This window comes from Flavobacterium sp. HSC-32F16 (assembly GCF_024171645.1).
Taxonomy (GTDB): Bacteria; Bacteroidota; Bacteroidia; order Flavobacteriales; family Flavobacteriaceae; genus Flavobacterium.
Genome location: NZ_JALKAC010000002.1, coordinates 704,351 through 719,598, shown reverse-complemented (window position 1 = coordinate 719,598; position 15,248 = coordinate 704,351). Strand labels below are relative to the sequence as shown.

Sequence of the window (15,248 nt, the reverse complement as noted above, 5' to 3'; positions counted from 1 at the left end):
AAATTTATGTATTTTTTGAGTTTAGCTTTAAATACTTTTGTATAAAATTTTCAAATCATGACATTTCAAGAATTACAACCCAAAATAAGCATTATTATAGCTGATAATAACAAAGTTAGAGACGAAAAACTATTAGAAGTCTGCCAGCTTTTAAACGAAAATATAGAATATTACAATTGGGTAGGATTTTATTTTGCCAACCACGAAAACAAAACGCTTCATTTAGGCCCGTATGTTGGTGCAGAAACTGACCACACCGTTATCCCTTTCGGGAAAGGAATCTGCGGTCAGGTTGCCGAAAGTAATGCTAATTTTGTAGTGCCGGATGTTAAAGCGCAAGACAATTATATAGCCTGCAGTTTAACTGTTAAATCTGAAATCGTAGTACCTTTATTTGTAAACGGAATTAACATTGGTCAAATTGATATTGACAGCCATGTTATAGATCCTTTTACAGAAGCTGATGAAAGATTTCTGGAGTTTGTGAATCAAGAAGTTGCTCAATTATTCTAGAAGACCTATTTTTAATGTATAAAAAATAGATCTGAATGAAAAAAAGCATCTTCATAGTATTTCACCTTATAATTTCAGCTAATCTATTTGCACAAATTAATGTAGTCTCAAAGAAAATTTTTCTTGACTCTTTAAATCGTGAAGCCACACCCGAGAACTATATCTACACGAGAGTAATTACAAATTATTCGCAGAAAAGCGTTCGGTATGTGGTAACTGATTTTTACAAAAACGGAAGAAAGAAAATGACAGGCGCAACTTTAGACAGAGATAACCTGAAAAAAGACGGCGAGTTTATTTACTATTACAAAAACGGAACAAAAGAGTCTGTTGTAAATTATTCAGACGATCATAAGTCCGGCAAAGAAATTAACTGGTACGAAAACCAAAGCAAAAAGTCTGAGAAACAAAACTCATGGGATCCGAAAACTAAAAAATCTCAAACCTTAATTCTTAATTTTTGGGATGAAAATAAAAATCAAACTGTTGTTGACGGAAATGGCGAATATGAAGAAACAGATCAATTTGTAACACAAAAAGGAGTTGTCAAAAATGGTTTAAAACAAGATGTTTGGCAGGGAAATGATATGGTGCGCAAAATTACCTTTGTTGATAATTATGATAAAGGCATTTTGATTTCTGGAATAAGCATAGACGAAAACAACATAAAATTTTCTTATTCGTCTTTAAATGAAAAACAAACAGGCAAGAAGGTTCAGAAAACAAAGTAAATTTATAAGGTCAAATTCAACTTATTTTTAAAGAATATTCACTCCTGTTTTTTCATTTGATTTGACCATTATAAATAGATCATTTTTAAGCTAAAAACGGCCTTCAAATCATTATAAAAGAATTTGTTAGGGTCTTATTTTTAGATTCTTCTATTTTTTTTTGATTTTTCTGTTTTTTTAATCTAATTTTGCACCCGTCTTACAAAGGATGTACGACATACATAAAAATCATTAAATAAATATTGGAATGTATTTAAGTAAAGAAAAAAAAGAAGAAATCTTCGCACAACACGGTGATGCAAAAAACACTGGTAAAGCTGAAGCTCAAATCGCATTGTTCACTTACAGAATTTCTCACTTAACTGAACACTTGAAAAAAAATCGTCACGATTACAACACAGAACGTTCTCTTGTACTATTAGTAGGTAAAAGAAGATCTTTGTTGGATTACTTGAAAAAGAAAGAAATTAACAGATATCGTGAGATTATCAAAGTATTGAATATCAGAAAATAATCAATATAGAAAAGAGGTGCGAAAGTGCCTCTTTTTGTTTTTACAATTACAACTGCTTACAAGCATATTACAAGAAAAAAAGTTTGGTTTTTCATTGGGTTTTAGATTACAACAACTACACACAACAACACTACAACACAACTAAAACCCATTGTATAATCAATAAGGAAAAAATTTATGATTCCACAATTATTTGTAGAAAAAATCGATTTAGGTGATGGAAGAAGCATCACAATCGAGACAGGACGTTTAGCAAAACAAGCTGACGGTTCTGTAGTAGTAAGAATGGGCGACACTATGATTCTTGCAACAGCAGTTTCAGCTCGCACATCAAACCCAGGCGTTGATTTTTTACCATTGACGGTAGATTACCGCGAAAAATTTGCAGCAGCAGGTCGTTTCCCGGGAGGTTTCTTTAAAAGAGAAGCACGTCCAAGCGACAGCGAAGTATTAACAATGAGATTAGTTGACCGTGTATTGCGTCCGCTTTTCCCAGACGATTACCATGCTGAAACACAAGTTATGATTCAATTAATGTCTCATGACGAAACTGTTATGCCAGATGCTTTAGCTGGTTTAGCAGCATCTGCAGCATTAGCTGTTTCAGATATTCCATTTTACAACTTAATTTCTGAAGTACGTGTTGCACGTATCGACGGAAAATTAGTGATTAACCCAAGCAGAGAAGAATTAGAAAAATCTGATATCGATATGATGATTGGAGCTTCTATGGATTCTGTTGCCATGGTTGAAGGTGAGATGAAAGAAATCTCAGAAGCTGAAATGATCGAAGCTATTAAGTTTGCTCACGAAGCTATCAAAGTTCAAATTCAAGCACAATTACGTTTACAAGCTGCTTTTGGTAAAAAAGAAATTCGTACTTACGAAGGTGAGAAAGAAAACGAAGACATTTACAAAAAAGTAAAAGCTGCTGCATACGATAAAATTTATGCTATTGCAAAGGTTGGTTCAGCTAAACACGAAAGAGGCGCTGCATTTGCTGAAGTAAAAGAAGAAGTAAAAGCTTTATTTACTGAAGAAGAATTAGCTGCTGACGGCGATTTAGTTTCTAAATATTTCTACAAAACAAACAAAGAAGCTGTTCGTAATGTAGTATTAGAATTAGGTGTTCGTTTAGATGGTAGAAAAACTACAGATATCAGACCAATCTGGTGTGAAACTGATTATTTACCAAGAGTACACGGATCTTCTTTATTTACACGTGGAGAAACTCAGGCTTTGGCTACAGTAACTTTAGGAACTTCCAGAGAAGCTAACCAAATCGATTCTCCATCTGAACAAGGTGAAGAGAAATTCTACTTACACTATAACTTCCCTCCTTTCTCAACTGGTGAAGCAAAACCACTAAGAGGAACTTCAAGAAGAGAAGTTGGTCACGGTAACTTAGCTCAAAGAGCTTTAAAAAATATGATTCCTGCAGATTGTCCATATACAATTCGTGTTGTTTCTGAGGTTTTAGAATCTAATGGTTCTTCTTCTATGGCAACAGTTTGTGCCGGAACAATGGCTTTGATGGATGCTGGAGTTCAAATGGTAAAACCAGTTTCTGGTATAGCTATGGGATTGATCACTGACGGAGAGAAATTTGCTGTATTGTCTGATATTTTAGGTGACGAAGATCACTTAGGAGATATGGACTTTAAAGTAACCGGAACTGCTGATGGAATCACTGCTTGTCAAATGGACATCAAAATTGATGGTTTACGTTATGACATTATGGAACAGGCTTTAGCTCAGGCTCGTGATGGACGTTTACACATTTTAGGAAAATTAACTGAGACAATCGCTGCTCCAAGAGCTGATGTAAAAGCTCATGCACCAAAAATCATTACCAGAACTATTCCTGGAAACTTTATTGGAGCATTAATTGGACCTGGTGGAAAAGTAATTCAGGAATTACAAAAAGCTACCGGAACAACTATTGTAATCAACGAAGTTGACGAGCAAGGTGTTATCGAAATCTTAGGTACAGATCCAGCTGGAATTGAAGCAGTATTGGCTAAAATTAAGTCAATCACTTTCAAGCCGCAAATGGGAGAAGCTTACGAAGTTAAAGTAATTAAAATGTTAGATTTTGGAGCTGTAGTTGAATATACTGCTGCGCCAGGAAATGAAGTTTTATTACACGTTTCTGAACTAGCTTGGGAACGTACTGAAAATGTTGCTGACGTAGTTAAAATGGGAGATGTTTTCCAAGTAAAATACTTAGGAGTTGACCCTAAAACTAAAAAAGAAAAAGTGTCTAAAAAAGCACTTGTTCCAAGACCTCCACGCGAGGAGAAAAAAGAGTAATCAGATCTTAGTTTACTAAAGGTTTATTTATAGAAAACCCCAATTCATTAATTGAATTGGGGTTTTTAAGTTTAATTAAATAGTTTATTCTTTTTGAATGGAATTTTATTGCGAATTAAATAGGCATGATAACAACTGGGAACATCAAATGTCCATTTTGGAAGAATAAGTATAATAAGCAAAACATCTATATGGCCGACGATTCCAACAATAACTGCTAAAGAAAATGTAATTCCAGAATACCCAAAACCAATCATTCCAACAAAGGCAAGCAATAAAGTAATTCCCCATAATTTAGAAAGAAATGCATGCGTACAGGTTTCTTTACCAAATTTCATAAAGCTGAAAACATAAGTCAATGCTTCCATTACGAAAATCACAGCGATTGGATAGGCATTTTCTATTATTATTTCGGGATTTAATATCCACGAACACCAGGCAACACACAACCAAAAAACCAAATCTGTCTGACTATCCATTCTCCGAAGTTTTTCTGAAGAAGTCCCTGCTCGGCGGGCAATAATTCCGTCGAAAATATCAGAAAGTAATCCAAGAAAAATTAAAACAACTAGTTCTTTTCTAATTTCGGTTCCAAAATTATACGTTAGTGTTATTAAAATCGGGCCTAATAAAAGCCTGAAAGCGATAAGTAAAATAGGTATATTTTTCATTTCTTCTGTTTTTTTTATTTTTTAAACTGCCAGTTAATAAAAGGAAGTTGACGTTTTCCGTTTGTATTCCAAAGACCAAACTGCATTCCTCTTAATTCTTTAGAATTATTAAACAATCCAATCTGAATTCCGTTATGTCTTCTGGAAACATTTGACGATCCAATTTGAATCCCGTTTCCAGAATCAGACACATTTGCCAATCCCGAAATACTCACACCAGAAAAACTCTTCGTACTTAATATCCCTCCAACAGAGAGTCCGTTCATTTTATTCATCCCTGAAATTATCGAAATGTTTATACCTCTTAATTCTGCACCTCCCATAAATCCTCCTGAACTAATATTTAATCCATTGATCTTAATGTAAGTATCAGTACAATCATCAAAAAATGCCGCATTACTAATAACATTATCATTTATTCCAACCAAAAGAGATTCAAACGGAACATTAATTGAAACGGTGAACAAAGCTAACGACAACGGACTAGCTTCAACATTTAATCCATTAATAGTTTGAAGATTAATGTTTTTGTTTTCATAATGACCTACTCCCAATGCAAAACCATTTACTTTATTAACTTTTTTAGATATTGGCGATAAGCTAAAAATCTTGATGCTGTCATTTCTTAAATTATCATCTGATTTCCATTTGAAATAATGCAGATCAACATTTTCTAATTCAAATACTGTAAAAGAGTTTGCAGGAATGCTGCTGACCAAAGTATCTGCCATTTTCTTTTGATCATCCTGTCCAAAGCATAGTGAAGTAAACAACATTATTCCAACAAACTGAGCACTGTAAAAACGACTAAACGATTTGAGGTTTCTAACTTGATTTATCATTTTCATACTATTTCTTTTTTAAATTACAGGACAAACCTATTGCATTTATCGCATATCAATTTGCGTAAACCAATAAAAAAAATCTTTACATTTGTGATTATCGCAAATTATGAAATATCAGGAATCATTCTTAAAAGTCATTAGAAGCAAAATTTCGAAATCAGATTCGTTGATAGAAGAAATTGCCTCAATTCTGGAAATCAGTTATGATGCATCGCATCGAAGAATTTCCCAAAAAAGTAAATTCTCAATAGATGAAACCATCAAATTAGCGGATCATTTTAATATTTCGCTGGACAATTTATTTTCAAAAAGAGAAAAAGTTATTGTTGAAAAAACAATCGAGATTGAGAACTTAAAGGATATGCTTCAGTATTTTAAAGCATCTGCACAGCAAGTTGAAATATTGACAAAAAATCCCAAAACAAAACTATACTATTCGGCTAAAGACATTCCGTTGTTTTATTTTATGGATGGAACCATTTTATCAAAATTTAAGGCTTTTGTCTGGCTGAACCTTTTAAATACGAATCAGAAGAAAGTATCATTTGAAAATTTTGTAATCGAAGAATCATTTTCAGAATATATGCAAACCTTAAAAAAAGCATATGAAAACGCGCAGGTAAATGAAATTTGGAACGATACTACTATAAACAGCAGTTTACAACAAATTCTCTATTTTTATGAAGCTGGTCTTTTAAATCTAAAAAATGCGAATGCTCTTTGTAAAGACTTAAAAAGAATTATAAATTTTATACAGGAAAGATGTAATAGCGATACTAATTTTGCCCTTTACTACAACGAACTTATATTATTGAATAATAATATGCTTATAGAAACTGAAGAAAAACTAACCATGTTTGTTCCCTACACTCTACTTGGTTATTTTATTACAGATAATGAAGACAGCTGTAAAAACGTTCATCAGTTTTTTAAACAACAAATAACCAACTCAATACCTTTAGGTCAATCTGGAATTAGAGAACAAAATCTTTTTTTTAATAGAGCCATCCGGAAAATAGATTATTATCTGGAAAAGATTAATTCTCAGGTCGATTTATTTTTTTGAAAAAATATAGTCAAAAACCCTAATTCATCTATTTGAATTAGGGTTTTTAATTTTCTAAACCATATCGTAATCTTAATATTACACATTCTTTGGTGAAGAAAATGTAAAAATTATAAAAAAACAGGGCTTAACTTACATTTTTTTAAAGAAATGAAATATCTTTAGACCTCCAAAAATAAATTTATTAACCCTAAAAACCTTGTTATGAACTTTAACGTCATCCAAATCACAAGAATTAACACAAACGATTTTGCATTCGTAGACAAAACCAACCTAACTTTTCCTATTTCTCCTTTAGCTTCGGCAAAAATTTACAAAAATCAAGGGATAAGTACTTTAAAAATCTGTGCTACTTTATACATCAACTCTAAAGATTCACAAAATCCTGTCATTGGAAAACTAATAGAAAATGATACTACTGTTGAAATTTATTTTACTTATGACTGGGATGAAGAGACACCAGAAACTTATGATGTTTGGTATGTAGAAGTAGATTATACATCTGATACCGTGAAGAACATCACTAAAGTGATATCTTATTTAAGTGATATCGACCCAGAAACATCTAGAGGAACAACAACAGGTGTTGGGGAATAAATTCAATAAATAGATAAAAACATCATTTTTTTAAATGATGTTTTTTTGTACATCAATATATAAAGTATGGATAAAATTAATTTTTCTTTTTTTCTATTACTTATTTTTTTTCCAACTTGTTTTTTCTCTCAAAATCAAACGATTAATTCTGTACTGAATCTTGAAAGTAAAAAAAAAGCTCTCACTTTTAAAGAAGAAATTCATTTTTCTAAAGCACAATATTATTTTCATGCCAACAATTGGGATTCGACATTAGTTTATTCCATGAAACATTTAAGCATAAGCCGAAACAAAGAATTAAACGATTATTGTCATTATTTTAGAGGATTTAGTTTTAAGAAAAAAAAATTATTCAAGGAAGCTAATTCAGAATTAAGATTAATATCAAAAAAATTCGTTTTTTATCCACTTGTAAACAAAACATTAGGAGAAATTTTTTTAGAATTAAAAGAATTCAAAAAAGCTATCGATTTTTTTAAAGAAATTGAAAAGTATCCACTGGCAAACAAACAAGGTTTTAAAAAATCGATAGTTTATCAAAATATCGGAACTTGTTATTTACATCTGAATGAATTTGAAAAAGCCGAAGAATATCTATTTAAAAGTAAAGTTTTAGAAGAAAAAGATGGAAATGATTCTGAGTTGATTAATGTATATATGAATATTGCAAATTTGTACTATCTTCAATACAAAGACAATCTTGCTATTCCATATTTCGAAAAATCATATGGATTATCGAAAAAAGTAAATGATTTTAATAAAAAAAGAGGTGCTGCAATGAATATGGCAGTTATTGAAGAAAATAGAGGCAATTTTAAAAAAGCTCTAGTCTATAGAAAAGAATTTGAGCAATGGAAAGATTCTTTAAATAACCAAAATAAAGTTTGGGAGCTGGCAGATTATGAAAAAAAATTCGCAGTTGCCCAAAAACAAAAACAAATCAAGGTTCTTGAAGTAGAAAATAAACTAAAAGACACGCAGCGAAATGCTTTGTTTTTCTCAGCAATTGGTTTATTATTAATTCTAACCGGAGGTGTTTACTTATACGCACAAAAAGTAAAAAATGGCAAAACCATATTACGTCAAAAAAACAAACTTGACGAACTTAATACCACAAAAGATCAATTATTTTCAATTGTAAGTCATGATTTACGTTCGTCTGTAAATGCTTTAAAAACCAGTAACTCTAAATTATCTGCCACGCTGGAAACCAAAAATTATGATGAATTAAATCAATTAATTATTCAAAACAGCGGTATCGCAAATGGCGCTTACAGCCTTTTAGATAATTTATTACATTGGGCATTATTACAAACCAAACAGTTGTATTTTCATAAAGAATCGGTTCATCTGCATTCTGTTATACAACAAATAGAATATAATTACAAGCCTTTATTGTTAGACAAAGCGATTACATTTGAGAATTCGGTTTCAAAAAACATCTTTTTGTTTGTTGATCTTGATTCCTTAAAAATTGTATTTAGAAATTTATTAGACAATGCTATAAAATTTTCGAAAGAAAACGGACAAATAACCTTTTCTGCCAATGAAATTGATTCTGATTTCTGTCAGGTCATTATTCAGGACACAGGAATTGGAATGAGTATAAACACTATTGACGAACTGCTTCAGGAAGGAGAATTACTAGCCAAAAAAAGCAATTCAGAAATTATTGGAACCGGTTTGGGCTTACAGCTATGCAAGCAGATGATTAAGAAAAATAGCGGCACATTTGAAATAGAAAGCGAGCTCAATCAAGGAACTAAAATGATATTAACTTTTCCTAAAACGAAATAATGGATAATATTAATGTTTTAATTATAGAAGATACTCCTGAACAAAGTGATGCGCTTGTGAAAGTATTAATCGACAACAATTACAATATTGCAGGAGTTGCACGCAATTTTACAGATGCTTTAAAATTATTTTATGAAACTGCTGTTGACGTAATAATCATCGACGTTTTTCTTGACGGAAAGCCAGACGGAATAACTTTTGCTGAATCTATAAATATTATTCCTCAGGCATCAAAACCTTTTGTGTTTTTAACCAGTTCTCAGGATCGTCAGATTTTTGAAAGAGCTAAACTTACCAAGCCATTCAGTTTTTTAATGAAGCCTTTTAATGAGCTGGAAATTTTATACGCCATAGAAATGGCTGTTGAAAAATTCTATGAACAAACCAATGTATTTTTGAGCGAAGAACAAAACACTGTTATCAGTAACGATTCGCTATTTATTAAAAAGAAAAACTCATTAAAAAAAGTTGCCCTAGAAGATATTATCTATATCGAAGTTGAAGAACGTTACTGTAATATCATTACCGAGAAAGAAAAGTTTGTGATTTTAATTTCACTCACAAAAATCAGTGAACTGCTTGATAAAACCAAATTCATAAAAACACATCGCAATACTATTGTAAATTCATCCAAAATCGAAGAGATTTTCCTTACTGATAATCTTATTATCTTAAAAGGAAATCATCGAATAAACCTAAGCGATACCTACAAGGACTTCATAAAAAACATGAACATTCTGTCATAATTACAAAATTTAAAAAACATTTCCTTAAAACTAATCCTCTTTACACAAAGGGGATTTTTTATTTTTTGAAGGAAAAGCTTTAGAATGCTGAACGATTCGCATATTTCATGACACAAAAAATGGCTTTCGTGACATTTTCACAATAAAAAACTGGTTTCAAAATTACTTTTATCCTACCTAAATCAAAATATTATAGATGAAAACAGCAATAATAAAACAACCGGAAATGAAAATTTTACCTATTCTAAAAAAAATAAAAGATAATCCTTGGGTTGGTGTTGCAGTTTCGTTAGCTATTATTATTCCGAGTTTATATAAAATACTTGATGACGTTACTGTTTTAAGAATGGAATATCTTTTACTTATAATATTTTTTCCATTATACATAAAGTCATTAAAAAAAATATTTGATCAGATCCTGGACAGCACGGATGATTCTTATGATTAAAAAAAAATAAAACTCTTTTTGCCCAAAATTATTTAAATGAAAAACCCTGATTCATAATTTGAATTAGGGTTTCTCTTTTTAACAAAATAAATATTTTATTACATTTTAACACTTAATAGTAATATTCATAACATTTTTTTAATATTTTTGCTCGCAACCAGAACATATCAAATACCCAACAATCCTTTGAAAAATCTCAGAAAAAAGTCTATAGAAATACTTTTCTTTGCAATATTCTTTAATTTTTATAATTTACACAGCCAATCAAGCAACCAATCATCGGTTTACAATTGGTTTGACAATACTATAAAAAAAGAAAACCTGCCAATTAATAATGGTAAGCTCCATACCAATTTTGACAAACTTCTTGGCGCAGTCGATCGTTATTACATTTCTGACAAATTCTCCCCTGGAAATCTTGGTTATGAAAATCAGGGATATTTTGATGTCAGTCTTAAATATGACATCTACAAAGATGAACTTATATTAAAATCTCAAGAAGAAGGTTTGATTGAAATTAACCTTATCAAAGAAAATGTACAGTCTTTTAAACTGTATGATAAAAAATTTGTCAATTTAAATTTTGATAAACAACTGCCGTCAAACTTTCGCGGCGGTTATTATGAAGAAAATCAAACTGGCAAAAATTTCGTCTTTTACATTAAACACTATAAAGAGAAGAAAGATATAATAAAGGGTACGGAGACTTTTGTTGATTATTATTATAAAAACCAATTTTTATTATTTACTCAGGGGAAGTATAATTTAATAAATTCTAAAAATGAACTTATTAAATTATTTCCTAATGAAAAAGACAAGATTAATGACTTTTATCTCATGAACAGGAATCTAAAAAGTGAAAATGAAAGCAGATTCATGGAAAATTTAATGAGATACATCAACAGCATTTAAAAATACTACCCTAACAGCAAACTAATGAGGTCATTAATTACCACTATAATTTTCTTGATTTTTAGTCAGTTATCATTTTCACAAGACAAAAATTCAGCGATAAGTATCGAGTTTAGTAATATCAGCAGAACCGCAGCTTTACAAAAAATTGAAGCTAATTCTAAATACAAAATTTATTATCAGGAAGGCTGGTTTGAAAATAATGTATTGATATCTGGAAATTACGTTAACAAAACAATTTCTGAAATAGTATCAAAGATATTAGAGGATACTGATTTGAATTATTTTATTGACAATAATAAAATAGTACTTACTAAAAACAGTATTATTTATGATAGTTTTCCTGATTACGAAACTAATAAACCAGATATTGTAAATAAACCTTCAAAATCGGCAAATCCAGTGTTTTTTGGACAGTTTGATTCTGTAAAAAAATCAGGATCAAAAGGTGCGAACACTAATATTGTTTTGGTTGGTAAAGAATCTAGTGAATCAAATAATGGCTTATACACTTTATCCGGTTACTTAAAAGATATAAAAACTAACGAACCTCTTGCAGATATAAATGTTAAGATTAGAAATACTTCTATCAGCACGGTAACAAATGCTGAGGGTTATTATTTTCTAAAAGTTCCTACAGAAGTAAATATCATTGACATTGAATCTATAATCTATCAAAATATTACCCGAAAGATTATGGTTTACAGTGATGGAAAATTAGATTTATTCCTTACCGAAAAACTAAATCAACTTGATGAAGTTGTGGTAAACAGCAAAGCAACACAAAATATTAGAACTGCTATTACAGGAGTTACCACTATTGAAGCCGAAGGAATAAAAAATATTCCTGTAATTTTAGGTGAAAGAGATATTTTAAAAGTAGCGCTTACGATTCCGGGAGTAAAAACAGCTGGAGAAGGCTCTGCAGGATTTAATGTTCGAGGCGGAAAAGAAGATCAAAACTTAATACTTCTTGATAACGGTACGATTTACAATCCAAGTCACTTTTTTGGTTTTTTCTCGGCTATTAATCCCTATACTGTAAACAAAGTTGACATTTATAAAGGAGGAATTCCACCTGAATTTGGAGGCAGACTATCTTCTGTTTTCGACATAACCTCAAAAAACGGTAACGTTGATAAATTTGCAGGTGAAGGAGGAATTGGACCTGTAACGAGTAACTTAACTTTTTCAACACCAATTGTAAAAGGAAAATCAAGTTTATTAGTTGGAGGAAGAGCTACTTATTCTGATTGGATTTTAAAAACTTTAGATAACGAAAAACTTAAAAAAAGCCAGGCTTCTTTTTACGATTTGTTTGCCAGATACACGCACAAAATCAATGCAAAAAATTCTATAGAAGGAACTGTGTATTATAGTAAAGATGCGTACAGTATTACATCTGACTCATTATACAAATACAGCAACAGAATGGCTTCCTTAAAATGGAAACATGCATTTAATGAAAAACATAACGGAGAATTGAACGTTACCAACAGCGAATACAAATTCAACATTGATTATGATTCTAATAATTCAAATGCTTTTGATTTTGGATATAAAATTACTGAGACGCAAGCTGTATTAAAGTTCAATTATAACTTTAATGAAAAACATAAATTTATTTATGGAATTTCAACTAAGTTATACAATGTAAACCCTGGTGATTTGACCCCAAAAGATCCAAATTCTTTGCTTTTAGCAACTCATATTCAAAAAGAAAAAGGGTTAGAATCTGCCGCTTTTCTTTCGGATAATTTTAAAATCACAGATAAATTACTATTAGATTATGGTGCGCGTTTTTCTGTTTATTCTGCAATGGGCCCATCAACGCAAAAAATTTATGAAGAAGGAGTTCCTTTAAATCCTTCAACTGTTGTTGAGGAAAAAACGTATGGCAGTAATGAAACTATTAAAACTTATACTGGTTTTGAACCTAGAATAGGTGTTCGATATTTGTTTGATGAAACTTTTTCTATAAAAGCAGGTTACGACAAAACGTTTCAGTACATCCATTTATTATCTAATAACACAACACAATCGCCAACAGATACCTGGAAATTATCTGACTTAAATGTGAAACCTCAAAGCGGACAGCAGTTTTCTTTAGGATTGTTTAAAAAAACAGACTATAAAAACCTTGAATTGAGTATTGAAGGATATTACAAAAAATCTAATAATATTTTAGATTATAAAGTCGGTGCCAACTTATTGCTAAATGAAAACCTAGAAACTGAATTATTACAAGGAGAAGGAAAATCGTACGGTGTAGAATTTTTAATTAAAAAAACAGAAGGAAGATTAAACGGATGGATCGGATATACGTATTCCAGAGCATTTATAAAACTAGACAGTCAGTATAATGAAGAAAAGGTAAACAACGGAGATTTTTTCCCTACAAATTTTGACAAACCACATGATTTTAGTACCGTATTAAATTATAAACTTACACATCGTTATAGTTTTTCTACTAATTTTATTTACCAAACAGGTCGTCCAATAACCTATCCTATTGGCCAATATAATTATGGAGGTGCTCAATACACGCTTTACAGCGATCGAAATAAATTTAGAATTCCAGATTATTACAGATTAGACATCGGATTTAATATTGAAGGAAATCATAAAATAAAAAAATTAGCGCACAGTTTCTGGAATATTTCTATTTATAATGTTTTAGGAAGAAATAATCCATACTCTGTATTTTTTGTCACAAAAGAAGGAAAAGTTCAGGCGTACCAAACATCAATCTTTAGTGTTCCTGTACCAACAATCACCTATAACTTTAAATTCTAATGTTAAAAGAAATCACCACATATAAATTAGTTTTACTCGTATTGTTTGCAGCTGTTTCCAGCTGTACAACTCCATATCCTTATAAGACTAACTCTTTTGAAAATGCAATTGTAATTGAAGCAACAATTACAAATGAATTAAAAAAACAGGAGATAAAACTATCCCGAACTTATAAATTTGAAGATGAAGGGCCAGTATTTGAAAGCGGTGCTGTTGTAACCGTAACAGATGATCTGGGCGCTATTTATGGATTTGATGAAGAAAACGGAAGTTATTTTTCTGCAGCAGAATTTAAAGCTCTGCCTGGAAGAACATACCAGCTTCATATAAAAACTAAAGATGGAAAATCGTATAGTTCGAGTGTAGAAAAACTAACTACTGAAACCAGTTTGGAAGATATCGCTGCGAACGTAACAACTAAAGAAAATGTACTAGGTGTAGAGATTAGAGCAAAAAGTTACGATCCTGCGAACAGTTCAAAATATTATCGATACGAATATGCTGAAACTTACAAGGTGATAGCTCCAAAATGGACGCCATATGAAGCTATAGCAATTCCTAAAAGCAGCGGTCCGGCTCCAGGTGATCTTTTTATTCAAAACAGAACAAAAGAAGCCAGAATTTGTTATTCAACTAAAAAATCAGATGCTATTATTTTAACAAGTACGAATGACTTATCCGAAGACCGTGTAGATTTTCAGGTGCGCTTTATTCCAAGTACAGATTATATTATTGCCAATAGATACAGTATTCTTGTAAAGCAGTTTGTTCAAAATCTTAGTGCTTATACCTTTTATCAAACGTTAAGTAAAATATCAGGCTCAGAAAGTCTTTTGTCACAAAATCAACCAGGTTTTTTGGCAGGAAATATTAAATCAGATACTGACAGTTCTGAAAAAGTAATTGGCTTTTTTGATGTTTCGGCTTACAGCGAAAAAAGGATTTTCTTTAATTTTCCGGATTTATTTCCAACTGAAAAAACACCAGCTTATCCGTACGATTGCCCAATGGCACTAACAACGTCTACACAAATAAAAGAGCATAAGTTATTATATTGTTTTTCAGACAATGCTATTCCTGCGTGTTTTGGAAACACCGTTTATGCACGAATTTCTCAGGGCATTAGCGTTTATTATGGTGGTTACAATTTCCTTGGTACTATCCCAAATGACGGAACAATTACAGTAGAAATATACAATACGGAATGCGGAGACTGTACTTCATTTTCGTCAAATATTAGACCTTTATTTTGGGTAGACTAGATTGAGTTTACTCTTTAATAATTAAAATTAAGCAATA

14 protein-coding genes are annotated in these 15,248 nt (G+C 31.1%); 12 read left to right on the top strand and 2 right to left on the bottom strand.

All coding sequences use genetic code 11. The features are described from left to right. Positions 1-57: 57 nt before the first annotated feature. The 4 genes from L1276_RS09760 (at position 58) to L1276_RS09745 (ending at position 4,071) form a co-directional block, all read left to right on the top strand. The gene (locus L1276_RS09760) at positions 58-513 is read left to right on the top strand and encodes a GAF domain-containing protein (RefSeq protein WP_253787255.1); all 456 of its coding nucleotides are present in this window, start codon (positions 58-60) and stop codon (positions 511-513) included. A 35-nt stretch (positions 514-548) separates the two neighbouring features. Next, on the top strand, positions 549-1,244 hold the full coding sequence (locus L1276_RS09755) for a hypothetical protein (protein WP_253787253.1): 696 nt from the start codon (positions 549-551) through the stop codon (positions 1,242-1,244). A gap of 247 nt (positions 1,245-1,491) precedes the next feature. Continuing rightward, on the top strand, positions 1,492-1,758 hold the full coding sequence (gene rpsO / locus L1276_RS09750) for a 30S ribosomal protein S15 (RefSeq protein WP_253787251.1): 267 nt from the start codon (positions 1,492-1,494) through the stop codon (positions 1,756-1,758). A 177-nt stretch (positions 1,759-1,935) separates the two neighbouring features. After that, positions 1,936-4,071, top strand: coding sequence for a polyribonucleotide nucleotidyltransferase (locus L1276_RS09745; RefSeq protein WP_253787249.1), 2,136 nt, complete (start codon positions 1,936-1,938; stop codon positions 4,069-4,071). A gap of 71 nt (positions 4,072-4,142) precedes the next feature. Here L1276_RS09745 and L1276_RS09740 read toward each other — a convergent pair whose 3' ends face one another. Next, the gene (locus L1276_RS09740; RefSeq protein WP_253787247.1) at positions 4,143-4,742 is read right to left on the bottom strand and encodes a CDP-alcohol phosphatidyltransferase family protein; all 600 of its coding nucleotides are present in this window, start codon (positions 4,740-4,742) and stop codon (positions 4,143-4,145) included. Positions 4,743-4,756: 14 nt separating this feature from the next. After that, positions 4,757-5,590 carry an LA_2272 family surface repeat-containing protein gene (locus L1276_RS09735; RefSeq protein WP_253787245.1) on the bottom strand — a complete coding sequence of 278 codons (834 nt, stop codon included), beginning with the start codon at positions 5,588-5,590 and terminating at the stop codon, positions 4,757-4,759. A 103-nt stretch (positions 5,591-5,693) separates the two neighbouring features. Between L1276_RS09735 and L1276_RS09730 the strand changes: the two genes are divergently transcribed. The 8 genes from L1276_RS09730 (at position 5,694) to L1276_RS09695 (ending at position 15,211) form a co-directional block, all read left to right on the top strand. Beyond that, positions 5,694-6,653 carry a hypothetical protein gene (locus L1276_RS09730; RefSeq protein WP_253787243.1) on the top strand — a complete coding sequence of 320 codons (960 nt, stop codon included), beginning with the start codon at positions 5,694-5,696 and terminating at the stop codon, positions 6,651-6,653. Positions 6,654-6,857: 204 nt separating this feature from the next. Next, positions 6,858-7,250, top strand: coding sequence for a hypothetical protein (locus L1276_RS09725; protein WP_253787241.1), 393 nt, complete (start codon positions 6,858-6,860; stop codon positions 7,248-7,250). Between the two features lie 66 nt (positions 7,251-7,316). After that, the gene (locus L1276_RS09720; protein ID WP_253787239.1) at positions 7,317-9,047 is read left to right on the top strand and encodes a tetratricopeptide repeat-containing sensor histidine kinase; all 1,731 of its coding nucleotides are present in this window, start codon (positions 7,317-7,319) and stop codon (positions 9,045-9,047) included. Next, entirely contained in the window at positions 9,047-9,793 is a 747-nt protein-coding gene (locus L1276_RS09715) for a LytTR family DNA-binding domain-containing protein (RefSeq protein WP_253787237.1), read from the top strand. Before L1276_RS09720 ends, L1276_RS09715 begins: the two co-directional genes overlap by 1 nt. A gap of 196 nt (positions 9,794-9,989) precedes the next feature. Continuing rightward, positions 9,990-10,241: a hypothetical protein gene (locus tag L1276_RS09710; protein WP_253787236.1), complete on the top strand. Its 252-nt coding sequence runs from the start codon at positions 9,990-9,992 to the stop codon at positions 10,239-10,241. A 186-nt stretch (positions 10,242-10,427) separates the two neighbouring features. Beyond that, positions 10,428-11,153, top strand: a complete 726-nt coding sequence (locus L1276_RS09705) for a hypothetical protein (protein WP_253787234.1) — start codon at positions 10,428-10,430, stop codon at positions 11,151-11,153. Positions 11,154-11,177: 24 nt separating this feature from the next. Then, the gene (locus L1276_RS09700) at positions 11,178-13,949 is read left to right on the top strand and encodes a TonB-dependent receptor domain-containing protein (RefSeq protein WP_253787232.1); all 2,772 of its coding nucleotides are present in this window, start codon (positions 11,178-11,180) and stop codon (positions 13,947-13,949) included. Next, complete coding sequence (locus L1276_RS09695; protein WP_253787230.1) at positions 13,949-15,211, top strand: DUF4249 domain-containing protein; 1,263 nt, start codon at positions 13,949-13,951, stop codon at positions 15,209-15,211. The genes L1276_RS09700 and L1276_RS09695 overlap by 1 nt, the downstream gene beginning before the upstream one ends. The last annotated feature ends 37 nt before the right edge of the window (positions 15,212-15,248 follow it).

Coding starts and splice junctions, on each gene's coding strand:
- L1276_RS09715 (WP_253787237.1), top strand. CDS start 9,047: ATGGATAATATTAATGTTTTAATTATAGAAGATACTCCTGAACAAAGT.
- L1276_RS09725 (WP_253787241.1), top strand. CDS start 6,858: ATGAACTTTAACGTCATCCAAATCACAAGAATTAACACAAACGATTTT.
- L1276_RS09755 (WP_253787253.1), top strand. CDS start 549: ATGAAAAAAAGCATCTTCATAGTATTTCACCTTATAATTTCAGCTAAT.
- L1276_RS09710 (WP_253787236.1), top strand. CDS start 9,990: ATGAAAACAGCAATAATAAAACAACCGGAAATGAAAATTTTACCTATT.
- L1276_RS09740 (WP_253787247.1), bottom strand. CDS start 4,742: ATGAAAAATATACCTATTTTACTTATCGCTTTCAGGCTTTTATTAGGC.
- rpsO (WP_253787251.1), top strand. CDS start 1,492: ATGTATTTAAGTAAAGAAAAAAAAGAAGAAATCTTCGCACAACACGGT.
- L1276_RS09700 (WP_253787232.1), top strand. CDS start 11,178: ATGAGGTCATTAATTACCACTATAATTTTCTTGATTTTTAGTCAGTTA.
- L1276_RS09720 (WP_253787239.1), top strand. CDS start 7,317: ATGGATAAAATTAATTTTTCTTTTTTTCTATTACTTATTTTTTTTCCA.
- L1276_RS09745 (WP_253787249.1), top strand. CDS start 1,936: ATGATTCCACAATTATTTGTAGAAAAAATCGATTTAGGTGATGGAAGA.
- L1276_RS09735 (WP_253787245.1), bottom strand. CDS start 5,590: ATGAAAATGATAAATCAAGTTAGAAACCTCAAATCGTTTAGTCGTTTT.
- L1276_RS09760 (WP_253787255.1), top strand. CDS start 58: ATGACATTTCAAGAATTACAACCCAAAATAAGCATTATTATAGCTGAT.
- L1276_RS09730 (WP_253787243.1), top strand. CDS start 5,694: ATGAAATATCAGGAATCATTCTTAAAAGTCATTAGAAGCAAAATTTCG.
- L1276_RS09695 (WP_253787230.1), top strand. CDS start 13,949: ATGTTAAAAGAAATCACCACATATAAATTAGTTTTACTCGTATTGTTT.